25 protein-coding genes are annotated in these 25,209 nt (G+C 68.9%); 18 read left to right on the forward strand and 7 right to left on the reverse strand.

From position 1 onward, the window contains the following. Positions 1–110: 110 nt before the first annotated feature. The 5 genes from pqqA to pqqE all read left to right on the forward strand — a co-directional run bounded on the left by pqqA (position 111) and on the right by pqqE (position 3,220). The gene (gene pqqA, locus GKO32_RS14070) at positions 111–206 is read left to right on the forward strand and encodes a pyrroloquinoline quinone precursor peptide PqqA (RefSeq protein ID WP_154757309.1); all 96 of its coding nucleotides are present in this window, start codon (positions 111–113) and stop codon (positions 204–206) included. Between the two features lie 73 nt (positions 207–279). Beyond that, positions 280–1,167, forward strand: coding sequence for a pyrroloquinoline quinone biosynthesis protein PqqB (gene pqqB, locus GKO32_RS14075; protein WP_154757310.1), 888 nt, complete (start codon positions 280–282; stop codon positions 1,165–1,167). Positions 1,168–1,171: 4 nt separating this feature from the next. Continuing rightward, entirely contained in the window at positions 1,172–1,858 is a 687-nt protein-coding gene (gene pqqC, locus GKO32_RS14080) for a pyrroloquinoline-quinone synthase PqqC (RefSeq protein WP_312867906.1), read from the forward strand. Between the two features lie 5 nt (positions 1,859–1,863). Then, positions 1,864–2,148: a pyrroloquinoline quinone biosynthesis peptide chaperone PqqD gene (gene pqqD, locus GKO32_RS14085; RefSeq protein WP_154757311.1), complete on the forward strand. Its 285-nt coding sequence runs from the start codon at positions 1,864–1,866 to the stop codon at positions 2,146–2,148. Continuing rightward, positions 2,141–3,220: a pyrroloquinoline quinone biosynthesis protein PqqE gene (gene pqqE, locus GKO32_RS14090; protein ID WP_154757312.1), complete on the forward strand. Its 1,080-nt coding sequence runs from the start codon at positions 2,141–2,143 to the stop codon at positions 3,218–3,220. The genes pqqD and pqqE overlap by 8 nt, the downstream gene beginning before the upstream one ends. Here the strand turns inward: pqqE and GKO32_RS14095 are convergent. Beyond that, positions 3,217–4,272: a sodium:calcium antiporter gene (locus GKO32_RS14095; RefSeq protein WP_154757313.1), complete on the reverse strand. Its 1,056-nt coding sequence runs from the start codon at positions 4,270–4,272 to the stop codon at positions 3,217–3,219. The two genes, pqqE and GKO32_RS14095, sit on opposite strands and share 4 nt — an antisense overlap. A gap of 168 nt (positions 4,273–4,440) precedes the next feature. Between GKO32_RS14095 and GKO32_RS14100 the strand changes: the two genes are divergently transcribed. The 3 genes from GKO32_RS14100 to GKO32_RS14110 all read left to right on the forward strand — a co-directional run bounded on the left by GKO32_RS14100 (position 4,441) and on the right by GKO32_RS14110 (position 6,271). Next, complete coding sequence (locus tag GKO32_RS14100) at positions 4,441–4,980, forward strand: hypothetical protein (RefSeq protein ID WP_154757314.1); 540 nt, start codon at positions 4,441–4,443, stop codon at positions 4,978–4,980. 36 nt (positions 4,981–5,016) lie between these two features. After that, positions 5,017–5,244 carry a hypothetical protein gene (locus GKO32_RS14105; protein WP_208024402.1) on the forward strand — a complete coding sequence of 76 codons (228 nt, stop codon included), beginning with the start codon at positions 5,017–5,019 and terminating at the stop codon, positions 5,242–5,244. A gap of 325 nt (positions 5,245–5,569) precedes the next feature. Next, positions 5,570–6,271 (forward strand): LysM peptidoglycan-binding domain-containing protein, encoded by a 702-nt coding sequence (locus GKO32_RS14110; RefSeq protein ID WP_312867907.1) that lies wholly within the window; start codon positions 5,570–5,572, stop codon positions 6,269–6,271. A gap of 180 nt (positions 6,272–6,451) precedes the next feature. On the opposite strand, the gene GKO32_RS14115 is transcribed toward GKO32_RS14110, so the two are convergent. Together GKO32_RS14115 and GKO32_RS14120 are read right to left on the reverse strand one after the other, a co-directional pair. Beyond that, a complete protein-coding gene (locus tag GKO32_RS14115) occupies positions 6,452–8,089 on the reverse strand; it encodes a phospholipid carrier-dependent glycosyltransferase (RefSeq protein ID WP_312867908.1) in 1,638 nt (545 codons plus the stop codon). Between the two features lie 105 nt (positions 8,090–8,194). Beyond that, entirely contained in the window at positions 8,195–8,731 is a 537-nt protein-coding gene (locus GKO32_RS14120; protein ID WP_312867909.1) for a VOC family protein, read from the reverse strand. A gap of 150 nt (positions 8,732–8,881) precedes the next feature. Here GKO32_RS14120 and GKO32_RS14125 point away from each other — a divergent pair, with 150 nt between their 5' ends. From GKO32_RS14125 to GKO32_RS14155, 7 genes are all read left to right on the forward strand, one after another. Beyond that, positions 8,882–10,000, forward strand: coding sequence for a sugar ABC transporter substrate-binding protein (locus GKO32_RS14125; protein ID WP_166459544.1), 1,119 nt, complete (start codon positions 8,882–8,884; stop codon positions 9,998–10,000). Next, entirely contained in the window at positions 10,000–11,538 is a 1,539-nt protein-coding gene (locus GKO32_RS14130) for a sugar ABC transporter ATP-binding protein (protein WP_154757317.1), read from the forward strand. The genes GKO32_RS14125 and GKO32_RS14130 overlap by 1 nt, the downstream gene beginning before the upstream one ends. Beyond that, a complete protein-coding gene (locus GKO32_RS14135; RefSeq protein ID WP_166459545.1) occupies positions 11,535–12,509 on the forward strand; it encodes an ABC transporter permease in 975 nt (324 codons plus the stop codon). Before GKO32_RS14130 ends, GKO32_RS14135 begins: the two co-directional genes overlap by 4 nt. Next, positions 12,506–13,507 carry an ABC transporter permease gene (locus GKO32_RS14140; protein ID WP_154757319.1) on the forward strand — a complete coding sequence of 334 codons (1,002 nt, stop codon included), beginning with the start codon at positions 12,506–12,508 and terminating at the stop codon, positions 13,505–13,507. Before GKO32_RS14135 ends, GKO32_RS14140 begins: the two co-directional genes overlap by 4 nt. Next, positions 13,508–14,392, forward strand: a complete 885-nt coding sequence (locus GKO32_RS14145; protein ID WP_154757320.1) for an NAD(P)-dependent oxidoreductase — start codon at positions 13,508–13,510, stop codon at positions 14,390–14,392. It abuts the gene before it with no gap. Between the two features lie 14 nt (positions 14,393–14,406). Beyond that, positions 14,407–15,270, forward strand: a complete 864-nt coding sequence (locus tag GKO32_RS14150; RefSeq protein WP_154757321.1) for an enoyl-CoA hydratase/isomerase family protein — start codon at positions 14,407–14,409, stop codon at positions 15,268–15,270. Between the two features lie 65 nt (positions 15,271–15,335). Then, positions 15,336–15,851 carry an SMI1/KNR4 family protein gene (locus GKO32_RS14155; protein WP_154757322.1) on the forward strand — a complete coding sequence of 172 codons (516 nt, stop codon included), beginning with the start codon at positions 15,336–15,338 and terminating at the stop codon, positions 15,849–15,851. 55 nt (positions 15,852–15,906) lie between these two features. Here GKO32_RS14155 and GKO32_RS14160 read toward each other — a convergent pair whose 3' ends face one another. The 3 genes from GKO32_RS14160 to GKO32_RS14170 are packed head-to-tail and all read right to left on the reverse strand — an operon-like array spanning position 15,907 to position 18,575. Further along, entirely contained in the window at positions 15,907–17,310 is a 1,404-nt protein-coding gene (locus GKO32_RS14160; protein WP_154757323.1) for an aldehyde dehydrogenase family protein, read from the reverse strand. A 24-nt stretch (positions 17,311–17,334) separates the two neighbouring features. After that, positions 17,335–18,036: a GntR family transcriptional regulator gene (locus GKO32_RS14165; RefSeq protein ID WP_154757401.1), complete on the reverse strand. Its 702-nt coding sequence runs from the start codon at positions 18,034–18,036 to the stop codon at positions 17,335–17,337. Positions 18,037–18,050: 14 nt separating this feature from the next. Continuing rightward, positions 18,051–18,575 (reverse strand): VOC family protein, encoded by a 525-nt coding sequence (locus GKO32_RS14170; protein ID WP_154757324.1) that lies wholly within the window; start codon positions 18,573–18,575, stop codon positions 18,051–18,053. Positions 18,576–18,782: 207 nt separating this feature from the next. Here GKO32_RS14170 and GKO32_RS14175 point away from each other — a divergent pair, with 207 nt between their 5' ends. Together GKO32_RS14175 and GKO32_RS14180 are read left to right on the forward strand one after the other, a co-directional pair. Next, complete coding sequence (locus tag GKO32_RS14175; RefSeq protein WP_312867910.1) at positions 18,783–20,933, forward strand: alpha-ketoacid dehydrogenase subunit alpha/beta; 2,151 nt, start codon at positions 18,783–18,785, stop codon at positions 20,931–20,933. After that, positions 20,933–22,195, forward strand: a complete 1,263-nt coding sequence (locus GKO32_RS14180) for a dihydrolipoamide acetyltransferase family protein (RefSeq protein ID WP_154757326.1) — start codon at positions 20,933–20,935, stop codon at positions 22,193–22,195. The genes GKO32_RS14175 and GKO32_RS14180 overlap by 1 nt, the downstream gene beginning before the upstream one ends. A 24-nt stretch (positions 22,196–22,219) precedes the next feature. Here GKO32_RS14180 and GKO32_RS14185 read toward each other — a convergent pair whose 3' ends face one another. Next, positions 22,220–22,804 carry a TetR/AcrR family transcriptional regulator gene (locus GKO32_RS14185; RefSeq protein ID WP_312867911.1) on the reverse strand — a complete coding sequence of 195 codons (585 nt, stop codon included), beginning with the start codon at positions 22,802–22,804 and terminating at the stop codon, positions 22,220–22,222. Positions 22,805–22,963: 159 nt separating this feature from the next. Here GKO32_RS14185 and GKO32_RS14190 point away from each other — a divergent pair, with 159 nt between their 5' ends. Next, entirely contained in the window at positions 22,964–25,069 is a 2,106-nt protein-coding gene (locus GKO32_RS14190; RefSeq protein WP_154757328.1) for a 2Fe-2S iron-sulfur cluster-binding protein, read from the forward strand. Positions 25,070–25,209: the final 140 nt, after the last annotated feature.

Genomic DNA, 25,209 nt, shown 5'->3' on the forward strand with positions numbered 1-25,209 from the left:
CCGGCATGCTGGGTGCGGGGCACGGAAGCACCCTGTTCGTCTTCGCCCTCCCGGAAACGTCGTGACCCTTGCTAGGAACCTGCCGCGAGAAAGGCAGAGGAGGTGAATCCATGGAGTCTCAGCTCGCTGTATGGGAGACGCCCGAGTTCGACGAGATTCCCGTCGCGCCCGAGGTGACCATGTACGTCGCTCAGCTGGAGGACTAAGGGGGACGCGGAGGGCGCCAGGACCCCTGGGCCTGGCGCCCTCCGGCGGCTCCGGGACGACCACGGAGGAACGATGTTCGTGCGGGTGCTGGGTTCGGCGGCGGGGGGTGGCTCCCCGCAATGGAACTGCGGTTGCCCGGTGTGCGCCGCGGTCCGCTCCGGGGCCGGCCCGCCGCGCACCCAGTCGTCGATCGCGGTGAGTGCCGACCGGCGACAGTGGTTCCTCGTCAACGCCTCGCCCGACGTTCGCACGCAGATCGAGGCGTTCCCGGGCCTGCACCCGCGTGGCGACCGGACAACGCCGCTGGAGGCGGTGCTGCTCACCGATGCCGAGCTCGACCACACACTGGGTTTGCTGCTGCTGCGGGAGGCCCGCGCCTTGCGGCTCTACGCCACGCCCGCGGTGCACAAGGTGCTGTGCGACGGCTCGGGGCTGGTGCGCACACTGGAGCGCTACTGCTCGGTCGAGTGGCGCCCGGTGGTCCCCGGCGCGGGCGTGTCCCTCGGCGGCGGGCTTTCCTGCCGGGCGTTCGACGTGCCCACCACCAAACGGGACCGCTTCGGATCCGGGGAAAACCACGGCCGCGTCGTGGGCTACCGGCTGACCGGCGAACGCGGTGGCGGGACGCTGGTGTACCTGCCCGGCGTGCAGGCGCTGACACCGGCGCTGCGCGCGGAGATCGAGGGCTGCGACTGCCTGCTGGTCGACGGGACCTGCTGGCGCGACGACGAACTCATCCGTCTCGGCCTGGCCGGCAAGACCTCCCGGGAGATGGGCCATCTGCCCATCGACGGTGCGGACGGCAGCCTGGCCCAGCTGGCGTCGATGGGCGTGCGGCGGACGATTTTCGTGCACCTGAACAACACCAACCCGATCCTGCTCGAGGACACGCCCGAGCGGCGCGTCGTCGAGGACAACGGCATGGAGGTGGCCATGGACGGCCTCGAGGTCGAGGTGTAGAGCCGTGCCGACCACGACGACCGACGGCTTCGTGGAGGCCTTGCGGGCGAACTCCCGGCGGTACCACGACCAGCACCCGTTCCACGTCCGGATGAATGCGGGCCGGCTCAGCCGGCGGCAGCTCCAGGGCTGGGTGGCCAACCGCTTCTACTACCAGGAGAACATCCCCCGCAAGGATGCGGCGATCCTGTCCCAGTGTCCCGATCTCGAGGTCCGCCGGCGCTGGATCCGCCGGATCATCGACCACGACGGCCGGCACCCCGGTGAGGGCGGCATCGAGGCGTGGCTGCGGCTCGGCGAGGCCGCCGGGCTGACCCGCGAGGAGGTCATGGACCACCGCCATCTCGTGCCCGGGGTGCGGTTCGCGGTCGACGCCTACGTGACCTTCGCCCGGACCCGCCCGTGGGTGGACGCGGTCGCGTCCTCGCTCACCGAGTTGTTCGCCCCCGATCTGATGGCGCAACGGCTGGCCGCGTTCGAGCGGTGGTACCCGTGGATCGACCCCGAGGGTCTCGCCTATTTCCGCGCCCGCCTCGAACAAGCGCCCCGCGACAGCGAACACGCGCTCGAGGTGGTCACCGCGCACTGCCTGTCCGCCGAATCCCAGGCACGCGCCGTCGACGCGCTCTCGTTCAAGTGTGACGTCCTGTGGAGCCTGATGGACGCCATCGACCAGGCGTATCCGGAGTGACCACAATGGACTCGATTACACTGTCCACATCGGACCGTCCCAGGCTGGCCCGGCATGTCCGGCTGACGTTCAGTGCGGCCCGGCAGCGCCATGTGTTGCTGCACCCCGAAACAGTGGTGGTGTTGAACACCAGCGGCGCGGACATCCTCGAACTGTGCGACGGGCGGCGTACGGTAGCCGAGATCGAGACCGAACTGCGCTCGCACTACCGGGAAGTCCCCGACGACGAAGTGCGGCGGTTCCTGACCCAGCTCGTCGCCCGGCGTTGCGTGGAGCTCACCGATGGATAATCCCTTCGGGCTGCTGGCCGAACTCACCTACCGCTGCCCACTGGCCTGCCCGTACTGTTCCAACCCGATCAACCTCGCCGGTTACGCCGACGAGCTGGACACGGACGAATGGCGCCGGGTGCTCGTGGAGGCCCGCGATCTCGGGGTGCTGCAATGCCACCTCTCCGGCGGAGAACCGTTGCTGCGGCGCGATCTGGTGGAGATCGTGGCGCAGGCCCACGATCTCGGCCTCTACACCAATCTCGTGACCAGCGCCGTCGGATTCTCGCGACCGAGGGCTGCGCACCTGCGCGCCGCTGGTCTGGACCATGTGCAGGTCAGCATTCAGGCCGACGAGCCCGCGCTGTCCGATGCGATCGCCGGGACCCCGTCCTACGACCGCAAGATCGAGGCCATGCGCGTGGTCAAGGAACTGGGCTGGCCGCTCACCGTGAACGTGGTGCTGCACCGGCGCAACATCGACCGCGTCGCCGAGGTGCTCGCGCTGGCCGAGCAGGTGGGTGCCGACCGGGTGGAGCTGGCCAACACCCAGTACTACGGCTGGGCGTCGCGCAACCGTGCCGCGTTGCTGCCGAGCCGGGCGCAGCTCGACGCTGCCGAGGTCGTGGTGCGGGCCGCCCGGACGCGGCTACGGGATCGCATGGACGTCAGCTACGTCATGCCCGACTACTACAGCCGCTACCCGAAGCCGTGCATGGGCGGCTGGGCCGCGCGGCAACTGACCGTGACACCGAACGGTGACGTGCTGCCCTGTCCGGCCGCCCAGTCCCTGCCGTTGCCGCGGGCCAGCGTGCGCGCGGACTCGCTGGCCCGGATCTGGGCCGACGCCCCGGTGATGACCGCGTTCCGGGGAACGGACTGGATGCCGGAACCCTGCCGTAGCTGCGACCGCCGGGAGCTGGACTTCGGTGGGTGCCGCTGCCAGGCGTTCCAGCTCACCGGCGATGCCGCCCGCACCGACCCGGTCTGCCACCTCTCACCCGATCACGGCCTGGTTGCGCGGGCGGTCGAGGCCGCCAACGCCGGGGCGGCGATCGACGATGCTCCGCTGGTTCCGCGTCCGCACCGTTAGCTGGTTTCGATGGGTGCACCGCCGAAAACGGTGAAGCTGACGGCCCAGTAGGCGATGTAGAGCGCGAGCAACGCGAATCCGTGCCAGCGCTTGAGACGGCCGGTGGTGAGGAAGTACGCGGCGAGGGCCGTCATGCCGATGAGGACCGGGAGGTGCCAGGAGAGCACGTTTTCGTCGACGACGATGCTGCCGCCCGCGAGCACGATGATGCCGAGCTTCGCGGTGACACCGAAAACGACGCTGCCGATGACGTTCCCGACGCCGAGCTCGGGCGCGCCCTTGCGGGTGGGTTCCACGGTCAGGAATATGTCCTCGAGGGTGAGCACGAGGGTGGCGATGGTGGCGCCGAACAACGCACCCTGGATGTGGTAGTCCTCCAGGATGTTCTTCGTGCCGAAGCTGGTGATCCCGGCGCCGGCGACGAGGCCGGCCAGCGCGATGACGGCCAGCGCGATCGCGGCCCACCCGGGGATCGGGCGTTCCTTGTTGAACGGCATCGTCACGGTGAACGGTGGTCTGTCCGTGGGTGGGTCGGCGGGGCCGAGGGCGCCGGCGCGGCCGGAGTCACCGCCGACTTCCAGTTTCTCGAGTATTTCCGCGTTGCGGAAAACAGGGGTGCTCCGCCTGAGTTCGCGGGTGGCCACATAGCCGATGAAGAACACGAACAGCAGCACGAGCACCGCACCGTAAAGCGGGGTGAGGAGCCCGAAGACGAGGAAAGGAATCAGCACCAACGGCGCGGCCGTGAACAACGCCAGGTACGGGCGCGGGATGTTCACCTTCGTCGGGGAAATGATCGCGGCGAGCGCGAGCACTATTCCGATCATCGAGATCGCCGTGCCGAACACGGTTCCGAGGGCGACGTCGCTGAGATCTTCCACGTTCAGTGCGACACCGAGCGCGACGTCGTCGAATTCGATTCCGGTGAAGATGATCGCGAGCAGGAATACCGAGATTCGCAGGCCGGCCGCCGCACCGACGAGGTAGATGATCAGCTTTTCGGCGCTGTAGATCAGTAACGCCGCACCAGCGATGAAAATCAGTATCGACATTGGTACTGGTCTTCCTTTCCGAGAGGGCCGAAAAGGTGAGTCGCTGTCCCCGTCATCCGATGGTCGCACGTCCGAAGACAGCGGGCCCGGCGGAAAAGCGCGGCCGATTCTCCCGGTCTACAATGGACGGGTACGTCAGTTCGCCGCCTCACCCGCTGGAGCGTGCGCATGGCCGACGAGATCGACAACGAGGAAGAACCCGGGGAAGACTACGCCGAAGAGGCGGAACCGGACGTTCTCCTCGACGTACCGCGCCTGGCGGTCGAAGAGATTTCTCTGGATGTCGAAAGTCTGCGCGCACGGGTGTCATTGCAGGCCGAAGTGCTCGATCTGCTCAAGCTCGGGGTAGGCGTGGATGCCGAACTGACGGGACTCCACCTCGAGATCAAAGGGGTGGAAGCGGAGGTTCTGCTGAAGGCCCGGCTGGACAACGTCGCCGACATCATCAACCGGGTGCTGACGACCGTCGACCACAATCCGGACATCGTCGCACGGGCGGCGGGCGCCGCTCTGCCGAGCCAGGACGGGGGAGCGGAACCCGACGCGGTGGAGGGGGGCACCGACGTTGCGGGGGACGCCGTCGAGGGCGTGGGCAAGGTCCTCGACACGTCGGGTCATCTGGTGGACAAGGTTCTCGGTGGCGGCGGTGAGGCGCCGAAAACCGCGCGGCACAAGCGTGTTCGCGGGCGGGACGAGCAGCCGCCGTGAACTCCTGGTGCGCCTGACATCGAGTTCACCGCCACGGTGCGGGCCGGCGAACTGCGGTTCGACGAGAAACCCCATACGGATATCCGGTTCAGCGGCACCCCAGGCCATCAGCCGCTGACGCGCAGCGACCGCACCAACCTCCCGGACCGAGTCGACGCGGGAGTCGAATACCGAGACGTGCGAATCGAATACCGGCTGGAGAACCAGATCACGCCGAGCGCACCGGCAGTAATTGACCATGAGCGGGTCGATGGGAGAAATTAACGATTCTTCTCGTCCGCCGGGAAAATCCGCCGCTGCATTCTCCGGCTTTCGACGCGGTTGAGCCAAGATCTATTGTCGAAGTAAGTGTCCGTGAACGTGACGGACGGTTGTGAGCCCAATACCAGTTTTGATGATCTGTGTCCATTGCCACGGAATCTGTACACCGGTTGTTTCTTCTTCGTAATCTTCTCGCGCTTTTGCGGTGACCTGCGATCTACCCCGAGGATCAGCGGCCGCAAGCCACCGCGAACCCCCGATGGCTGCGGTCCTGAACCGGACGCGCAACGGCTGCCGCGGTGCGAGATGGAGAAGGAGCCCACCCCCCGTGGGACGTCACAGCAAACCCAGCAAGACGGCAGTTGTTCTCAAGCGAACCGGTGCGACCGCGGCTATCGCGGGCGCCACCATCGGCGGTATCGCGATCGCCGGCGGCGGTACGGCCAGCGCCTTCCCCGGGCAGGCCGGCATCGTCAAGTGCGAGAGCGGTGGCAACCCGACGATCGTCAACAACACCGCGGCGGGCCAGGCCGCCGGCCGCCCCGCCGGCCTGTTCCAGATCGTGACCAAGACCTGGCTGGCCAACGGCGGCGGCCAGTTCGCGCCGACCGCGGACAAGGCCAGCCCGGCTCAGCAGCAGATCGTCGCGGACCGCATCTACGCGAAGCAGGGGACCGCGCCGTGGGAGTGCCACGCAGGTGCGGGCCCGGCCAATTTCTCGTCGTTCGCCGGCCAGGGCGGCGGCGGGGCGGCCTCGCCCGAGGCCGCCAAGGTCAAGCCTCAGGCCAAGCCCCAGGCGAAGCAGGCCAAGCCCCAGGCCAAGGGCGGCGAAGTCCGGAAGTCGAGCCCGCAGGCCGCCCCGCGGCCGAGCCACGGCGGCGACTACACCGTCGTCGCGGGCGACACCCTGTCGGGCATCGCGAAGAAGCTCGGCATCCCCGGCGGCTGGCGGCACCTGCAGCAGCTGAACGCGCAGAGCATCCCGAACGCCGACCTGATCCTGGTCGGCCAGGAAATCGCGACGCGGTAAGGCAGCCGAAGACCGCCGTCCGCGCCCGTATCGCTTTCCCCCGGGCGATACGGTCGCGGACGGCGAGCCGCCGGGGATCTTCCGAGGGCCGGTCCGCTCGGGTCCCGTCCCGGAAATCCGGCGGCGAAATCGCGGGGTAGGCGGGGGCCTCGGCGGGAGCACGGCCCGCCTACCCCGCTCCTATGGCCGGTGGTAGATCGTGATGGAGTGGCCGACCTCGTCGATCGGTGTGCTGCCGGTGATCAGCGACGCCAGGTGGTCGTCGGCCTTGGCGATCGCCGAATCCGACACGGCGAGCAGTCCGTGCACCTGGTCCGGGGGCACGGTGAGCGGGTCGGCGGCGTTGATGCCGTAGTACGACGGCAGGCCGCTGCCCTTGTAGACGAGCCACGTCGGCTCGCCCGGGTAACGCTGCCTCAGCCGGTCCGCCAGCCGGCCCAGATCCTGGCCCCAGTCGACGTTCGAGTCGTGCAGGCGCAGGTGGGTCTGTGCCGGACCGCCGAACGCCTCGTTGGAGTAGGGCAGGTAGTACGGGAACGTCCGCAGCGAGCTGACCGCGGCGAACACGACCAGGGCCGCCGCCGCGACGGGTATCCATCGCCGGCGCAGGGCGACCACGCCCGCCGCCGCGACCGCCAGGAACATCGGCACGAAGATCGCGTACCGGACGCCGAGGTCGCGGGAGCCGGTCATGGCCGCGGCCAGCAGCACACCCGCCGGAACGAGTACATAGGGCGCCGCCGGGCGCAGCCGGGGCACCGCCACCATCGCGACGGCACCGGCCGGCCACAGCGCCACCATGCCCAGCGGTGTCTTCACCAGCAGCGCGGCCGGAAGGTAGTACCACAGCGAACCGAGGTACTGCCTTCCGAACAGGAACCCGCCCCACACCTGGTCTTCGAAGCCGAACTGCACACGCATGCCGTCCCGGTATGGCGCCGGGAGCGGCAACCGGCCGGCGAGCGAGCGCAGGCCGTGGAGCGCCGGCAGGCCCGGTGGCGTCGTCCACCGCAGCCCCGGATCCACGGCCAAGTAGGAGGCCCACACCACGGCGATCGCGATCAGCGCCACCCCCGCTGCCGCCGCCGCGCCGAGTCCGAGCCGACGGAGAAACCGATCGTGGCGGGCATACCAGACGGACAGCACGACCAGGAGCAGCAACACCGGAACCGCGGTCAGGGTGCTCATCTTCGTGGCAACGGCCGCGCCGAGGGCAAGCCCCGCCAGGGGGAGATAACGGACAGGACGGCGCCGGGCCCGCCACAACAGCCAGACCGAGGTCAGCAGGAAACCCGCGGCCGGCACGTCGAGCGTGGCCAGCGACCCTTGTGCGATGAGGTCGGGTGAGAACGCGTACAGAGCGAGCGCCGCCGACCCGCCGACAGGGCCGGTGAGGTCCGTGGCGAACGCGAAGACGACCAGGCCGAACAGCAGCGTGAGCACGATGACGGGCAGCCGCGCCAGCAGCATCAGCCGTCCCGGATCGTTGCCCGACTCGTACAGCACCTGCCGGCCGAGCTGTGTCTGATCACCGGCGAAGGCCGGGTCGAGCCGCACACCGGCGAAGGCCACCCCGCTCGCGATGATCAGCTTGCCCAGCGGGGGATGCTCCGGGTTGTACCGCAGGCTGTGCTGCTCCAGGTAGACCACCGCCGTTCCCACGTACACCGGCTCGTCGATGGTCGGGGTCTGCTCCACCGCCGTCGTGATCATCGCGAACGCCATCTGTACGAGAAGCGCGGCTACGACGAGCGCGAAACACCACCGCCGGTGCCGCCGGAGCCAGTCGAACCGGCCCGGCGGACGGTCCACGGTCACCGGCCGCACCTGGTGACCCGGCAGCTGGCTCGTCGAAGGCGGCAACCCGGAGGTCCTTTCCGTGCACAGGGAACACCTATGTCACGGCGTGGCCGCCGGTCGAGTTCACCGCCCGGGCCGTGGCACGAGGGTCGGCGGGACGGTCTGGCCGGGCTGGGGCCAGTTGGCGAACGCTTCGGCGTAGCTGTGGCTCATGATCTCCAGCACGGTGCCCCACGGATCGGTGGCGTAGGCGAGGATCCACGGCCGTCCCGGCACGAACTCGTACGGCGCCGCGATGAGGGTGCCGCCGGTCTCGGTGATGCGGTCGATCGTGGCCTGGACGTCCGGGTGCGTGAGACACAGGTGCCACGGCCCGCGGTCGAGGTAGGGCACCAGCTCGTCCCGCCGGTCATGGGTGGGCGGGTCGATGAACTGGAACAGCTCCAGTCCGACCGAGTTCCCGGCGAGCAGGTGCGCCTGCCACGCCCGGCGGAACCGGGGTCCGAGCACGGTTGCCGCCTCGCCGTGGCCGGCCGCCTCCAGCACCCGCGGGCCCATGATGCAGCGGAAACCGAAGACCTCCCCGTACCAGTCGATCGCGGCATGGACATCGGGGACGGTCAGCCCGACATGGTTGACCGCCAGCGCGGGTCCGGACACGGCTGCCTCACTTTCCAATCCTGGCGAATGGATACGATCGAGCTCGTTTTCGCCGACATCAGTGGGATATCGGCGAGTATTGCACCTCGAATGTATCCAATGCTAGCCTTCGGGCTCCGGCTGGCTGCACTGGTGCAGAAAGGATCAATGATGACCCGCTGGTACCGAGCCGTGCTCCTCGCGGCGGTCACCGCGACCGCCTTCCTCCTATCGGGCTGTGGTGGCGCGGTCGTCGTGCCGGCGAAGGTCACCGGCACCGGAACCGTGGAGGGGAGGGGAGCGACGATCGTGGCTTTCACCATCTCGACGGCCAACAGCTACGTCAACACGGAGATCAAGGCCATGCAGGCCGAGACCGCCCGCCTGGGTTACCGGCTCGAGGTCATCGACAACAACTTCGACCAGACCCAGCAGAACCAGCAGGTCCGGCAGTTCCTCGCGTCGGGCAAACCCGCCGCGGCGTTCGTGTACTGGCCCGCCAACAACGACACCGGGGTCAACTCCGCGCGCCTGCTGGCCGCGCGAGCGCCGGTCATCCAGCTCAACGGCCGGGTGCTGCCGCAGGCCCAGCCCTACATCACCGCCCGCCCCGGCCAGGACAACGAGGCGATCGGCGCCGAGATGGGCACGATGGCGTTGCAGGCGGTGGCCGAGGCGCGGGCCCGTGGCGTCGCTTTCCATGGCCCCGGCGGAAAACCGAATCTGCTGGAGATCACCTATCCGACCGGATACGAAACGGGCGTCGTGCGGCATCAGGCCTTCTTCGGCCGGGTCGGTGACACCTTCAACGTGCTCGCGACCGAGAACGTCAAGAGCCCGGACGCGCAGGGCGGATTCACCGCGGCGAGCCAGGTGCTGTCGAAGTACAAGGCGGCGGGCATCGACATCGTCGTTGCCGGGTCGAACAACATCGGCACCGGCGTGGTCAAGGCACTGCAGCAGGGCGGGCTGCACCCGGGCAAGGACGTCACGGTCGTGGTGGGTGACTTCTCCGGTGATCAGCAGCCGCTGAAGAAGGGGCTGATCTATTCGGCGGTTCTGCAGTCGCCCGTCATCGAAGGGATTCTCGCCGTGCAGACCGCGGCGCGCTACCTCGCCACCGGCAAGGTCGTCGACGGTGTCGACCGCCTGCCCACCGCGGCCGGCCAGCCACCGATGGCCGGCGACGCGCCGGCCCGCTTCACCTACATGCCGAACCCGGCGATCACCCCGCAGAACGTGGACACCTTGCGGGTGTGGGGCCGCAGCATCCAGGAGTTGCAGTTCTGATGGCCACACAACGGGTTCCGCGCCTGGAAGTCGAAGGCGTGTCGAAGAGATACGGCGCTGTGCGGGCGCTCGACGGGGTCCGCCTCGAAGTGCGTCCCGGCGAAGTCATGGCTCTGCTGGGCGAAAACGGCGCGGGCAAGAGCACTATCGTGAAGGTCCTTTCCGGACTGGTGCGCCCCGATTCGGGCGCCGTCCGGGTCGGTGGGCGGACGGTGGAACTGTCGTCGTCGGCGGCGTCGCAGGCGGCCGGAATCGCTGTCGTGCAACAGGAATACAGCACCGTCGGCGCGCTCAGCGTCGCCGAGAACCTGGTACTGGGTCAGCGTGGCGTGCGGCCGTGGTGGAGCGGTGGTTTCCTGCGCCGCCGGGCGGGCGAGCTGTTGTCCAGGGTCGGCCTCGGCTACCTCGACCCGCGCACGCCCGCGGAGGAGCTTTCGGTCGCGGAGCTGCAACTGCTCGAGATCGCCCGGGTGCTCGCGAGATCGGCGACGGTGCTGATCCTGGACGAACCGACGGCGGCGCTGTCCCAAGCGGAAGCGGCCCGTGTGCTCGAGATCGTCCGGTCGCTGGCCGACGAAGGCACCAGCATCCTCTACATCACCCACCGGCTCGACGAAGTCTTCTCGATCAGCGACCGGGTCACGATCTTCCGCAATGGCACCAGTTTCGCCCCGGCCGTCACCGGGGAGCTGACCCCGCAGGAGATCGTGCGGCGCATGCTGGGCCGCGATCTGGGCGAGATGTTCCCCGGACGCGGGGACACCGGCGGCGCGCCGGTGCGGCTGAAGATCACCGGGCTCACCGCCCCGGGTGTCGAGGCTCCGGTTGGTCTGGACATCCGGCGGGGCCAGATCGTCGGGCTGACCGGGCAGGTCGGTGCCGGTGGTTCGGCGTTGCTGCGGGCGCTGGCCGGTTTCGTGCCGTCACTGACGGGCACCGTCGAGCTCGACGGTGCGCGCGTCGACCTCGGCAACCGCCAGGCCGGCATCGCCGCCGGAATCGCTTACTGCTCACCGGATCGCAAGCGGGACGGCATCTTCGCCGGGCTGTCGATCGAACGGAATCTGTCCTCGGCATGGCTCGGGCAGGTCGCCCGGCTCGGGGTGGTGTCGCGGCGCCGGGAACGTGAGGTCGCGACCCGCTCGGCAAGGCAGTTCGCGATCGACGCGGCGCGGTTGACCTCGCCGGTCGGCACACTTTCCGGTGGTAATCAGCAAAAAGTCGTCGTCGGCAAGTGGCTGGGCCGCGCGCCGCGGGTCCTGCTCGTGGACGAACCGACTCGCGGTGTGGACGTCGGTGCGCGTGCCGAGATCTACCGGCAGCTGCGCGCGCTGGCCTACGAGGGCATGGCGGTCGTGGTGTGCTCGTCGGACACCGGCGAGGTCTACGGATTGTGTGACGTCATCGGCACTTTCCACCGGGGAGTGCTGTCCTCGGTGCGGCCGGGTTCGGAATGGACGGAGGAGGCGCTGGTGCGCGAGGTCATGCACAACGGCAGCTCGCGACTCGCGCCACGGAACGAAGAGGTACTGCCATGACCGAGATTTCCTATGCGGTCCCGGTCGCCGGACGCACCGGGACCGCAAGAGCGCTGAGCCGGTGGGCGATGCCGGTCGTCTTCGTGGTGCTGGTCGCCGTCGCGACGGCCACGACCCCGGCCTTTCTCACTTTCGACAACCTGCGCGGGGTCCTGATCAACACGTCGGTGACCGGCATCGCCGCGGTCGGGATGACGACGATCACCTTGTCCGGCAACCTTTTCTCCCTCGGCATGGGGCAGTCGGCCATGCTGGCGTCGATCCTGTTCATGTCGGTCGCCGCGCACGGTGGCTCGCTCGTGGTGGGCGCGTTGCTCGCGCTCGCCGCCCTCGTCGTCATCGGGCTGGCGCAAAGCCTTGCCGTGGCGGCGGGACTGAACCCCGTGGTCACCACGCTCGCCGCGGGAGCGCTGATCTACGGCGTGGTCGCCGCGGTGACCGGTGGTGCCGTCGTTTCGGCCCCGACGTCGAGCGCCGGTGTCCTCGCGGCCACGACCTTGCTCGCGATCCCGTTGCCGGTCTGGGTGTTCGTCGTGTTCACCGGGCTGGTCTGGCTGTTCGCCGAGCGGACGGTGCCCGGGCGCAGGCTCGTCCTGGTCGGGGCGAACCGGCAGACCGCGGTCACCAGCGGTATTTCCGTGCGCTCGGCCACCGCGTGGGCGTTCGCGATCATGTCGATCGGGCTGGCCGTTGCGGGCGTGTTCTCCGCGAGCCAGCTCGGGCAGGTCACGGTGAACAACCTGTCGGATCTGACGGTCGACGCCGTCGCCGCGGTACTGGTCGGCGGCACGGCGGTCAGTGGCGGTGAGGGGTCACCGGTCCGCTCCGCCGCCGGGGCGCTGGTGATCGTCGTGCTGCAGAACGTGTTGCTGCTGCACGGGTTGACGACCGGGGTGCGGGTTCTCGGTGAGGGAATCCTGATCGTCGCGGTGGTCGCCGTGCTGCACCTGGCCCGGAGGTGGGCGTCATGACTTCGCAAACCCTCGGCCGGACCACCCGCGCCTACGGCGTCCAGGCAGGTGTGCTGGTCGCGACGGTGGTGTTCCTCGCGTTGACGGTGCCGGACTTCACCCCCTCGTCGGCGGTGTTCGGCACGCTGGACGGCATCGCGCTCATCGGTATCGCCGGCGCCGGTGTCGCGGTCACGATGATCGCGGGCGAGCTCGACCTTTCGATCGGTTCGATGGCGGCGCTGGCCGGGGTCGTCGCGATCCGGGCCGGCGGACTCGGGCTGGTCCCGGCGATCGCGCTGGGCACCGCGACCGGGCTCGTGTTCGGGCTCGGCCAGGGGTTGCTGATCGCGTGGCTGCGGATCAGCTCGCTGGTCGTCACGGTCGGGTCGCTGATCGGGCTGAGCGGGATCGCCTTGCTGCTGGCCGGTGAACGGCCGATCGGGCTGGCGCAGCTGACCACGACCGATCCGCTGCTGCGCCAGTGGTGGCTGCTCACGCCCGCGACGCTCACCGGTGTCGCCGTGCTCGTACTGCTCGGTGTGTTTCTCGCGTTCACCCGGTGGGGCAGGGAGATCTATGCGATCGGCGGGGCCCGTCAGGAAGCGCGGGCGGCCGGGGTGCCGGTGACCGGTGCACTGACGCTGGCGTTCGGGATTTCCGGGGCGTGCGCGGGACTTTCCGGCGCACTGGCCTGCCTGCAGGGGGCGTCGGCGGACCCGCGTGGGTTCACCACGTTGCTGCTGGGCGCGGTGTCTGCTTGCCTGATTGGTGGAGTCAGCCTGTACGGCGGCCGCGGTAATGCCGTCAACGTCGTGCTGGGTGTGGTGATTCTGGGCGTGGTCAGTGCCGGGGCGACGGCCGCCGGCGCGCCGACCTACGTCACGGGACTGGTGACCGGGGCACTGTTGCTGCTGGTCGTCGGAATGCAGTTCGTCATGGATCGCACGGTCGCGGTGCGGCGCTTGCACGCCGCGCGCGCCCGCAACGCGACGGCATTTCTGGGAGGAGAACAGTAAATGTCCACAAAGGATCAGCGGGTCGGTTTCATCGGGCTCGGTCACATGGGCTCTCCGATGGCGGCGCGCCTGATCGACGCCGGCTACGACGTGACTGTCTGGAGCCGGACGCAGAGCAAGGCCGACGGGCTCGTCGAGCGGGGCGCCACCCGGGCGGCCGCCCCGCAGGACGCGGTCGCCACCGGGGTGGTTTTCTCGATGCTCAGCAACGAGAATGCGATGCGGGACGTCTTCACCGGTGAGCTGCTGCGGGCCGCGCCGGAAGGCTTCACGCACGTGTGCCATGCGACGATCAGCCCGGGCGCGGCCACCGAGTTCGAGGCGCTGGCCGGCGAACACGGCACCCGTTATCTGAGCGCGCCGGTGCTGGGGCGGCCGGACGCGGTCGAGGCGGGACGGATGACCGTCCTCGCGTCCGGTGATCCGGAGGTCCACTCCGCGGTGCGGCCGATGCTCGAAGCGATGGGCAAGCGGGTCTGGGACTACGGGCCGTCCGCAGCCGCGGCGCCCACCGTCAAGATCGCGGTCAACTACCTGATCGTGCACGCCCTGCAGGCGCTGGCGGAATCGGTCACCATCCTGGAAAAGGCGGGCCTGGACACCGGCCGGTTCGTCGAGATGATCAACGACTCGCTCTTTCCCGGCCCGGTCTACGGCGGTTACGGCAAGGCGATCGCCACCGGCACCTATACCCCGCCGGGGTTCACCACCACGCTGGGACACAAGGACCTCATGCTCGCTGTGCGGGCCGCCGAGGACCTCGGCGTCGAGCTGCCCACCGGGCCGGTGCTGCGCGAAGTGTTCGAGCATGCCATCGAGCACGTCGGCGCGGACCTGGACTGGGCCTGCGTCGCCGAGGTCACCAGGCGCCGGGCCGCCCACTGAAACGGAGAACTCTCATGTCACTTCAGGAATTCCTGCCCACACCCGAATTCGACGAGTACAAGGAGCATTTCAAGGATTTCTTCCTGCTCGATCGCCGGGACGACGGCGTGCTGTTCGCCCGCGCCCACACCCGCGGCGATTCGGTCAAACTCAGCGTGGAGAACCATCGCGCGCTCGGCCAGTTTCTCAAGACCGTCGGTGCGGATCCGGAAAACGAGCTGCTGGTCCTCACCGGCAGCGGCCGTGACTGGATGATGGGCTCGGACCCGAAGGGATTCGAGATCGAGGAGCGCGATCTCGAATACTGGGCCTACGAATACGCCTACAAGGACGGCCGGATCAACGTCAGCAGCCTCGTCAACGATCTGGAGATCCCCACCATCGGCCTGATCAACGGGGATGGTTATCACTCCGAGGTGCTGCTGATGTGCGACCTGACGCTGATGGCCGACGACGCGCGTATCTACGACCTGCACTACGGCATCAGCTCCGTGCCCGGCGACGGGATCCACAGCGCTTTCCAGGAGCTGCTCGGCGTCAAGCGGGCCGCTTATGCGCTGCTGACCGGTGAGGCGATCGACGCGGCCACGGCGCTGGAATACGGCATGGTCAACGAGGTCCTGCCGCGCGACGAACTTGTCCCGCGCGCACATGTCATCGCCGACCACATCATGCGGCAGCCACGCACGGTCCGCCGGCTGACCACGCAGATCATCCGCCGCCCGTGGAAGAAGCGCATCGTCGACGACCTCGACGGCGGTTTCGGGATCCAGATGTTCGGTCACCTGGCCAAGGGCAAGGCCGTGCACAGCGACGACCACATCTCCGGCAGCGGCGACTACGTCCGTGAAGGCCGCCGGACACCGTTCGACCAGTAGCCGGTACCGCCACGCGGGTCTGCCAGGATGTCCTCCGGGTATTCACTGTCGAAGGAGTCTCACGCATGCCCTCATCCGCACCGTCGACTGTCGGCGAGTGGCGCGATTTTCTGCGTCGCCACAGCTCGGAGTTCGGCTACGAGCCGGCGAGCGAGGACGCGATCCGTGCCGCGGAAGAGCGCCTCGGGGTGCGGCTGCCACCGGCCTACCGCAACTTCCTGCTCGTCAGCAACGGCTGGAGTAGCAGCCTTAGCGAGCTGTCTTTGCTCGACGTCGATCACATCGGCTGGTTTTCCGAAGCGGAAGCCGATCTCCTCGCGGCTTGGTCCGAGCCGGGCATGGAGCATTTCGCCGAATGGATCGGTGTGCTCGAGCGCTGTCTGCTGATTTCCCAGGGTGAGGGTGGCAGCGGTGGCCATTGGCTGTTGCGGGTGGGCGACCCTGCGGGCGGCGGCGAATGGACGGCATACGAGTGGTGGCCCGGCGACGGGGCAGATCCTGAACCGTACGACAACTTCGCTGTGCTGGTGACGAGTACCTGCTCGGACTCCGCGGAGTCCGATAGCGAGAATCTCCGCTGACGAAAGGAAAAACCGCCGGCCCCCGAGTGCGGGGCCGGCGGTTTCCGTTGTGCGGTCAGCCGATCCAGACCGTCTTGAGGTTGCAGAACTCCCGGATGCCCGCCGCGCCCAGTTCGCGGCCGTAGCCGGAGTCGCGGACCCCGCCGAAGGGGAGTTCCGGGTAGGACACCGACATGCCGTTGACGAACACGGCTCCGGCTTCGAGCGCGTCGACGATCCGCCGTGCCTGGTCGTCGTCGTTCGTCCACACCGCGGAGCTCAAGCCGAACGGCGTGCCGTTGGCCAGCGCGACGGCCTCCTGCTCGTCAGCCGCCCGGTAGAGCACCGCCACGGGGCCGAATGCCTCCTCCAGGAACAGCCGCGAGTCCGGGCCCACGTTCTCCAGCAGGGTGGGCGGGTAGTACCAGCCGGTGCCCTCGGCAGGCGTGGCGGCCTTGGCCAGCACCCGTGCGCCATGGGTGACCGCATCGTCGACCTGTCCGGCGAGCTCGTCGCGGCCACTGAGTGTCGCAAGTGGACCGATGTCCGTGGTCTCCTGCAGCGGATCGCCGACCGAAAGCGCGGCGATCTTCCGGGCGAACAGCGCGGCGAACTCGTCGTACACATCGGTGTGCACGATGAAACGCTTCCCGGCGATACAGGACTGGCCGTTGTTGTTCATCCGCGCCGCCACGGCGGTCTTCGCGGCCTTTTCGAGATCGGCACCGGGCATGACGAGGAACGGGTCCGAGCCGCCGAGTTCGAGCACGGTCTTCTTGATCGCGCGCCCGGCGTGCTCACCGACGCTGCGCCCGGCGCCTTCGGATCCGGTCAGCGTGACGGCCGCGATCCGCGGGTCGGCGATGATCGAGGCGACGGCGCCCGAGCCGATCAGCAGCGAGCTGAACGAGCCGGGCGGGAACCCGCCGCGGGTGAACAGCGAATCCAGATACAGCGCGGACTGCGGGACGTTCGAGGCGTGCTTGAGCACCCCGGCGTTGCCCGCCATGAGTGCCGGTGCGGCGAACCGCATCGCCTGCCAGATCGGGTAGTTCCACGGCATCACCGCCAGCACCACGCCGAGCGGCTGGTACTTCGTGAGCGCCTGGCCGGCGCCGACCCGCTCGGGCGCGGCCAACGGCTGATCCGCCAGGAATTCCTCGGCGTGGTCGGCGTAGAAACGCATGGTTCGCGCGCTCTTGGTGACCTCCGCGCGAGCCTGGACGATGGTCTTGCCCATCTCGGTCACGACGGCGCGGGCCACTTCCTCGCGGTCGGCCTCCAGGAGGTCGGCCGCCCGCCGCATCCAGGCCGCGCGCGTGGCGTAGCCGGTGGCGCGAAGCTGCCGCGCCGCCTCCTGCGCCGTGCGGATACAGGTCTCGATCTCGGCCGGGCCCTGGGTGTCGAACTGGGCGAGCACCTCACCGGTGGCCGGGTTCGTCACGGCGATGGAGCGGGTGGCGGGGGCGGCTGTCGTCATCTGCTGCCTTTCTCATTGCGGGGTTCAGGGTGAGTGGTGAACGGTGAACAGTTCGGGATGGCGCGCCAGTTGCAGCCGGGTCCGGCGGATGTGGCCGGTGGCGACCAGCGCCGCCTGGTCCGCATCGCGTTCCCGCAGCGCGCGCACCAGCATGCGGTGCTCGTCGTGCACGATGGTGTCGCCTTGTTCGAGGAAGACCCGGGTGAACATCAGGCGGTAGTGATGGGTCATGTTCCACATCCGCTGCACGATTTCGTCGAGCACCACGGTTTTCGCGCCGGAATAGGACAGGCTGTGGAATTCCCGGTCCAGCCGGAGGAACTCCTCGGCGCTGTCCGTGCTCGCCATCTGTTCGGCCAGCGACTCCATCTGATCGAAGATCTCGGCCGCGAGGCCGGGCAGGCTCGCGCGCAGCAGCAGCGGCTCGATCTGCTCGCGGATGCGGTAGAACTCCTCGCATTCGGACAGGTCGAACTGCGATACCCAGGCACCGGAGTTGGCGACGAGCTTCACCAGGCCGTCGGCTTCGAGGATGCTGAGCGCGCTGCGGACGGGGATGCGGCTGGCGCCGTAGCGCGCGGCGAGCTCCTCCTGCCGGATCCGGCTGCCGGGCGGCAGCTCACCGGAGAGGATGGCGGCCCGCATCGCGTCGGCGATGCGGCGGCTGGTGTTGCCGATGCCCGTTTTCTCGGCGCCGGGCGCCGGGGTGCCGTTTTCGTCGGTCATGGCGCTCATGATGCCTAACGTGCCGGATCCGCGGGGTGCCACAGGGTCACCGGCGAGTCCGCTTCGTACGCCTTGCCGTGCGGGAAGCTGACCAGTTCGAACTGCATTCCCCACGGGGCAAGGAAATAGACCCAGCGCTGCCCCTTGCTGGCGCCCCGGCTCTCGACGGGCTCACCGAGGATCCGGACGCCCTGGCCGCGCAGATAAGCGACCGCGGTGTCGAGATCGTCGACATACAAGGCGATGTGGTGACCCCCGATGTCGCTGTTGCGTGGCTGCGGTCGCCGGCCGTCGGCCGGCTCCCATTCGAAGACCTCGAAATTGGGGCCGAATCCACAGCGGTAGAAGGACAGCCTCCGCATCACCGACCGGGGGTGCACGCCCAGCTGCGTGCGCATCCACTCGTCGTCGTGCACGAACGGGCCGAGCTGGTAGACGCGTTCACAGCCGAGCACCCCGGTCAGGAAGGCGTCCGCCTCGTCCAGATCCGGGACGGTGAACCCGATGTGTTCCGCGCCCCGCAGGCCGGGCAGTGGCATGGATTCCTCCTCAGATGGTAATTGGATACACTACAACCAGTTCAAGGCGTGTCAAGCCGCGATATGCCGCGAACAGGCTTGTGATTGTATCCGATCGCTGGGTATGGTTGGCGACGCACGGCCCGGCGCGAAGCGCTTATCGGGGATCGACAGCCGCTAGGAAAGCTGATGCCACGACAACGACGTTTAGAACCGATCCGGCCCTGGGTGCAGCTGAGCACCACGAAGGCCGACTGGCAGGAGGCGGATCCCGCCCTGCTGGCCGGGATGCTCGGCCAGCTGCACCTGATCCGGGCGTTCGAGGAGACCGTGCTCGAGCTCGCCTCCGAGGGCCTGGTGCACGGCCCGGCGCACTCGAGCATCGGGCAGGAAGGCGGTGCCGTCGGCTCGGCCATCGCGCTGCGCACCTCGGACGGGATGAACGGATCGCACCGCAGTCACCACCAGTTCCTGGCCAAGTCCCTGACCCATCTCACCGGCGGCAAGGCGGATCTGGGCGCGCTGGTCAGCGCCGACGTGCTCGCCTTGCTCCGCCGCACGCTGGCCGAGATTCTGGGGCTGGCACAGGGTTTCAGCCGGGGCCGCGGTGGTTCGATCCACCTGCAGTGGCTCGAAGCCGGTGCACTGGGCAGCAACGCGATCGTCGGGGGCGGGGTGCCGCTGGCCGCCGGGAACGCGTGGGCGCAGCGCCATTCCGGCACCGATGACGTGACCGTGACCTATTTCGGGGATGGCGCGGTCAACATCGGGTCCGCGCTCGAGACGATGAACCTCGCCGCCGCGTGGGACCTGCCGCTGTGTTTCTTCATCGAGAACAACCTTTATGCGGTCTCGACACAGGTCGCCGAGGCGACCCGCGAGGACCGGCTTTCCGGGCGTGGGCTCGGTTTCGGCATTCCCTCGTGGAAGGTCGACGGGATGGACCCGCTCGCCGTGCACCTGGTGATGCGGGAGGCCGAAGAGGTCATGCGCGCCGGGGACGGGCCGGCCGTCGTCGAGGTCGACGTCTATCGCTACTTCCACCAGAACGGGGCGTATCCCGGCAGCGCGTTCGGCTACCGCACCAAGGAAGAGGAGGACGGCTGGCGTGAGCGTGACCCCATCGCCAAGGTGGCGGGGGAGATGCTGCGTCTCGGGCACCTCGACGAGGCCACCGCGGACGGTGTCCGGGAGCAGGCGCTGGAGGCGATGCGGACGGTCGCCGGCGAACTGCTCGAACGCGATCCGGACGACGAAGGCAAACGCCGGATCCGGCCAGGACTGTGGCCGGACCCGGCGACCGTCGACGAGGGGCTGCGCGGCGACGCCGGCGAGCTCGCCGATGTCCGGACGCTCGACCCGGCCCGATACGACGGTCCCACCACGTCGGCGCGGTTCGTCGATGCCGCGTCCACCGTGCTCGGCCGCCGGATGGAGACCGACCCGCGGGTGGTCGTCCTCGGCGAGGACGTGCACCGGCTCGGCGGCGGCACGAACGGGGTCACCAAACAGGCCCTGAAGGTCGCCGCCGATCGCGTGCTGGGCACGCCGATCAGCGAAAACGCGTTCGCCGGCCTCGGCGCCGGGATGGCACTGGACGGCCGCTTCCGGCCGGTGATCGAGTTCATGTATCCGGACTTCCTGTGGGTCGCCGCGGACCAGGTGTTCAACCAGATCGGCAAGGCGCGGCACATGTTCGGCGGGCACAACAACGTTCCGCTCGTGCTGCGCACCAAGGTCGCGATGGGCACCGGCTACGGCTCACAACATTCGATGGATCCGGCCGGGGTGTTCGCCACCAGTTCGGGCTGGCGCATCGTCGCCCCCTCCACGGCCTCCGACTACATCGGACTGTTCAACACCGCGCTGGCGCTGGAGGACCCGGTTCTGGTCATCGAGCACGTCGACCTCTATCCGGTGCGCGAAGAAGTGCCGGCCGGGGATCTGGACTACTTCCTGCCGCTGGGCAAGGCGGCGGTGCGCCGCACCGGTTCCGAGGTCACGGTGCTGACCTACCTGTCGATGGTGGGCAAATCGGCGGAGGCGATCGAGGCGTCCGAAGTGGACGCCGAGCTCATCGACCTCCGCTGGCTCGACCGTGCCTCGCTGGACTGGGAGACCATCGGCGCCAGTATTCGCAAGACGAACGCGGTGCTCATCGTGGAGCAGGGTGCTCGTGGCACGTCGTACGGCGGCTGGCTCGCCGACGAGATCCAGCGCCGCTATTTCGACTGGCTCGACATGCCGATCCGCCGGGTCACCGGCACCGACGCGAGCCCGAGCATCTCCCGCGTCCTGGAAGCCGCCGCCGTCGCCGGAGTGGACGACATCGTCACGGCGTTGCGCGAATGCCGGACCGAGCTGGGCGGGGGTGCCTGATGCCCGCCGTCATCCGGATGCCCGAACTGCTCGCCGGTGCCGCCGAGGCGGTTTTGCTCACCTGGTATGTCTCGCCGGGCGACGAGGTCACCGCGGGCCAGGCCGTCGCGGAGATCGAGGCCGACAAGGCGACCGTCGACTTCGAGGCCGAGCACAGCGGGGTCGCGGCGGGGCTGCTGGTGGAAACCGGCCAGTCGGTCGCCGTCGGCACTCCCATCCTCGTACTGGCGGGCAACGGCGAATCGGTGGACGAGGCCATGGCCGGTTTCGCTGAACCGGAGGCGGCGGCCATCCCGCCGTCTACAGCACCGTCCACTGTGTCATCCCCTGCACTGTCCACATCGGACAACGGCGCGGTGGCGACGCAACCCGCGCCGCCGGACCGGCAGTTCGCGACCCCGCTGGTCCGCAAGCTCGCCAGGGAACATGGCGTGGAGCTGACCACGATCACCGGCACCGGCCCCGGTGGCCGTGTGGTGCGCCGTGATCTGGAACGTCACCTGGCGCAAGCGCCGACGCCCCCGGAACCCGTTGCGCCGCAGGCATCCCCGCAGCCGGCTCCCGCCGACGAGACCGGCTACGTCGACATCCCGCACACCGGGATGCGCCGTGCCATCGCCCGGAGGCTCACCGAAAGCAAGAACACGGTCCCGCATTTCTATCTCGAGGCGGACTGCCGGGTCGACGCCCTGCTGGAGCTGCGCCGCACGATCAAGAACGACGAGTCGCTTCCGGTCACGCCCTCGGTCAACGACTTCGTGCTGAAGGCGGTGGCGGCGGCCTTCACCGAGGTGCCGGACGCGAACGTGGTCTGGACCGCGGATGCGGTGCGCAAGTTCGATTCGGTGTCCATCGCGGTGGCGGTGGCGATCGGCAACGGGCTTGTCACGCCGGTCATCCGGAATGTCGAGCGGCGTTCGCTCGGCGATATCAGCCGCACCACGGCGGATCTCGCCGCACGGGCCCGGGAGGGCGGGCTCAAGCAGGCGGAGCTGGAAGGCGGTTCGTTCGCCGTGTCGAACCTGGGCATGTACGGGATAGAGCGGTTCTCCGCGATCATTTCGCCGCCACACTCGGGCATCCTCGCCGTGGGCGCGGCGGCGAAACGTCCGGTGGCCAAGGAAAACGGCGAGCTCGGCGTGGCGACCATGATGACCGTGACCCTGTCCGGCGACCACCGTGCGCTCGACGGTGCGCTCGGGGCCCGGTGGCTGACGGCATTCCAGCGGATCATCGAGAACCCGTTGCGGATCCTGGTGTAGCCGGCGCTCCACTGTGGACTCCCGCTACCTGCGCGGCTCCTGATCCCCGCGCAGGTAGCGGGTCACCATGGCGACCAGTTCGTTCTCGAAGGTCTCGACGGGGATGGGCCGTGGATCGGCCATGAACTTGTGCGTGTTGATCTCCACGGTGAGCAGGATGATCTCCGCGGCGATGTCGGCGTCACCGACGCGGACGTCCGGGTGCCGGACGATGACGTCGCGGATCTGGGCCGTGCGCAGCTTCCCGTGCCGGTCGATCGTGTCGCGCAGCTCCTGGGAGACCGGCACCTCCTCGATCATCACCCGGAGCAACTGGGGATCGTCGCTGTGGCTGTCGATCGCGTCGCGGATGAGCGCCCGGACCGTCGCCTCCAGCGTCCCCGGCGAGAAGTCGAGCTCGTCGGCGCCGGTCCACGTGCCGCGGTCGACGTGCCGGATCACCAGTTCGGCGAGGATGGCGTCCTTGTTCGGGAAGTACTGGTACAGCGAGCCGATGGAGATGCGGGCGCGTTCGGCGATGCGGTTGGTGGTGCCGGCGGCGTAGCCGTGCTCGGCGAAAACGTGAGCAGCCGCGGTCAGGATGCGCTCGCGGGTGAGCTCGGCACGCACCTGGCGGGGCTTGCGACGTGGCTCTAAGCGGCGGTCGGCCGAGGGCATCCTGGTCCTCCGAAAGCGAGTGGTCAATACCTGAGTTAATGCTCATAATAGTGCCATGAGCTGCGAAGAAAAGAGTCCGGGCGGTGCCTCGTGAGCCCAGGGGCCCGCCGCATGACGACGGCCGGCGAGATCGAGGCGATCCTCGGGCGGCCGCCGTCGATGATCATGCTCAAGCAGATCAGCGCCCTCGACGAGGGTTGCCGGACCGTCCTGGCGTCCTGCCCGCTCGCGGGCTTCGGCTACCGCGACGCCGATGGCGTCAGCCACACGACGTTCATCGGTGGCACACCGGGATTCGTGCGCGTCCACTCGGCCACGCGGATCTCGTTCACCCTGCCCGATGGTGAGGCGCACGGACCGGTGTCGTTCGTTTTCCTCCTGCCGGGTGTCGGGGAAACGTTGCGTGTCAACGGTTCCGTGGCCAAGCGGAAAGGCGCCGAGACCTTTGTGGACGTTCAAGAGGCGTACGTGCACTGTGCACAGGCCGTCATCCGCTCGCGTCTGTGGCAACCGCCCGTGCCCGCCGGGCCGGTGCCCGAGGTCGAGGGCGATGGCCCGCTGAGCGGACCCGGTGTGGCCGGATTCCTTGCCGCTGCCCCGTTTCTCGCTCTGTCCACTTGGGACACCTTGGGCGGGAGTGACACGAGCCCGCGCGGGGACCGGCCTGTCGTCGCGCGAATCCTCGACAGCCGGACGCTCGTCATCCCGGACCGCAAGGGAAACAAGCGCGCGGACAGCCTCCACAACGTGCTCCAGGACGACCGGCTTTCGTTCGCCGCCCTTGTCCCGGGCCGGACCGGCGTGCTGCACGTCAGCGGCCGGGGCTCGGTCACCGACGATCCCGCGTTACTGGAGACGATGGCGTTGCGCGGGACGCCGCCGCACGCGGCGTTGCTCATCGAGGTCGAGCACGCCGAGCTCACCGCCAGCGACGCCGTGACGCGCTCGCGGGTGTGGACCGCGCCGCGCGCCGCGGTGCCGGACCTGATGGCGCTGGCCGGGGACCACCTCGCCGCGAACATGGCCGAGGCGGAGAAAGGCCCGGGTGCTCGCGTGCTCAAGGCTGTCGCGCGGATCCCCGGCATCAGCCGGGTGGTGCGGCTGGTGATCGACCGCGTTTACCGGTCGGGCCTACGGAAAGAGGGCTACGAGGACGTCGAGGTCGGCCAAGGGAAGCGTGCCGCCGTTGAGCCCGCGGCGCGGAACCCGTTGCGGGAGGTGCGAATCGCGGAGATCCGCCGGGAGACGCCCAGTGCGGTCACTCTCGTGCTGGAAGACGCGGAGCGTTCCTTCGACTTCCGAGCCGGGCAGTTCTTCACCCTGGTCGCGGACATCGACGGCCGGCCGGTGCGGCGCGCCTACTCCGCGTCGTCGGCGCCCGGGGCGTCGCGGCTGGAGGTCACGGTCAAACATGTCGAAGGCGGCCGGTTCTCGACCCACGTCCACCGGAACCTGCGCGCCGGGGACCGGCTGTCGCTGCGCGGTCCCTCCGGGGCGTTCCACGCCGATCCGGGGCACGACGTCGTCCTCGTCGCCGCCGGCAGCGGGGTCACACCAGTGATGAGCATGATCCGCACCCTGCTCGTGGCACCGGGCGCCGGGCGGATTTCGCTGCTGTACAGCAATCACTGCGAGGAGGAGGTCATCTTCGCCGACGAGCTTCGCCGGCTGCAAAAAGAAAACCCGGAGCGATTCGCGGTCACCCATATCCTGACGCAGGAGCGCGGAAGGCTCGACTCCGCGGGTGTGCGCGGCTGGCTCGCCGAACTGCGGCCGTCAGAAGACGCCCGGTACTACCTGTGCGGGCCCGAGGCGTTGATGGACATGGTCCGGGACGTCCTGACCGGGCTCGCAGTGCCGGCCGGCCGCGTACACCACGAGCGCTACACCAGCGGGGCCGACTTGAGCGCCACGCCGACCGCGCCGCAGGAAATGCTCGTCCTGGACGGAGCGCACGAGGTCGGCTCCGTGGTGGTCGAGCCTGGCCAGACGCTGCTCGACGCCGGGCTCGCGGCGGGGCTGCCGATGCCGTATTCGTGCACGGTCGGCAATTGCGGGGACTGCATGGTGAAGCTCCGCGCCGGACAGGTCGCGATGAACGGGCCGAATTGCCTGACGCCGCAACAGAAAGCCGACGGTTACGTGCTGACCTGCGTCGGCTGCCCGCTGTCCGAGGTCACCCTGGACATCACCGAGCCGGACCACCACCCCGTATAACGACGAATACGCCACGGGTAGTGGGGCATCGGTCGCTCCGTGGCTGCGGAGCGACCGATGCCCCTGGGGCGTGGTTCATAAGCGGCGGAGCCGCTTGCTGTGGGCCGTCAGCTTGCGCCGCCACCCGCACCGCCACGCAA

The sequence above is a fragment of the Amycolatopsis pithecellobii genome (assembly GCF_009707865.1).
In the GTDB taxonomy this organism is placed as follows: Bacteria; Actinomycetota; Actinomycetes; order Mycobacteriales; family Pseudonocardiaceae; genus Amycolatopsis_E; species Amycolatopsis_E pithecellobii.

Excerpts from the sequence above, each read along its gene's own strand:
- pqqA (WP_154757309.1), top strand. The coding sequence starts at position 111 with ATGGAGTCTCAGCTCGCTGTATGGGAGACGCCCGAGTTCGACGAGATT.
- pqqB (WP_154757310.1), top strand. The coding sequence starts at position 280 with ATGTTCGTGCGGGTGCTGGGTTCGGCGGCGGGGGGTGGCTCCCCGCAA.
- pqqD (WP_154757311.1), top strand. The coding sequence starts at position 1,864 with ATGGACTCGATTACACTGTCCACATCGGACCGTCCCAGGCTGGCCCGG.
- pqqE (WP_154757312.1), top strand. The coding sequence starts at position 2,141 with ATGGATAATCCCTTCGGGCTGCTGGCCGAACTCACCTACCGCTGCCCA.
- GKO32_RS14095 (WP_154757313.1), bottom strand. The coding sequence starts at position 4,272 with ATGTCGATACTGATTTTCATCGCTGGTGCGGCGTTACTGATCTACAGC.
- GKO32_RS14100 (WP_154757314.1), top strand. The coding sequence starts at position 4,441 with ATGGCCGACGAGATCGACAACGAGGAAGAACCCGGGGAAGACTACGCC.
- GKO32_RS14125 (WP_166459544.1), top strand. The coding sequence starts at position 8,882 with ATGACCCGCTGGTACCGAGCCGTGCTCCTCGCGGCGGTCACCGCGACC.
- GKO32_RS14130 (WP_154757317.1), top strand. The coding sequence starts at position 10,000 with ATGGCCACACAACGGGTTCCGCGCCTGGAAGTCGAAGGCGTGTCGAAG.
- GKO32_RS14135 (WP_166459545.1), top strand. The coding sequence starts at position 11,535 with ATGACCGAGATTTCCTATGCGGTCCCGGTCGCCGGACGCACCGGGACC.
- GKO32_RS14140 (WP_154757319.1), top strand. The coding sequence starts at position 12,506 with ATGACTTCGCAAACCCTCGGCCGGACCACCCGCGCCTACGGCGTCCAG.
- GKO32_RS14145 (WP_154757320.1), top strand. The coding sequence starts at position 13,508 with ATGTCCACAAAGGATCAGCGGGTCGGTTTCATCGGGCTCGGTCACATG.
- GKO32_RS14150 (WP_154757321.1), top strand. The coding sequence starts at position 14,407 with ATGTCACTTCAGGAATTCCTGCCCACACCCGAATTCGACGAGTACAAG.
- GKO32_RS14155 (WP_154757322.1), top strand. The coding sequence starts at position 15,336 with ATGCCCTCATCCGCACCGTCGACTGTCGGCGAGTGGCGCGATTTTCTG.
- GKO32_RS14160 (WP_154757323.1), bottom strand. The coding sequence starts at position 17,310 with ATGACGACAGCCGCCCCCGCCACCCGCTCCATCGCCGTGACGAACCCG.
- GKO32_RS14165 (WP_154757401.1), bottom strand. The coding sequence starts at position 18,036 with ATGACCGACGAAAACGGCACCCCGGCGCCCGGCGCCGAGAAAACGGGC.
- GKO32_RS14170 (WP_154757324.1), bottom strand. The coding sequence starts at position 18,575 with ATGCCACTGCCCGGCCTGCGGGGCGCGGAACACATCGGGTTCACCGTC.
- GKO32_RS14180 (WP_154757326.1), top strand. The coding sequence starts at position 20,933 with ATGCCCGCCGTCATCCGGATGCCCGAACTGCTCGCCGGTGCCGCCGAG.
- GKO32_RS14190 (WP_154757328.1), top strand. The coding sequence starts at position 22,964 with ATGACGACGGCCGGCGAGATCGAGGCGATCCTCGGGCGGCCGCCGTCG.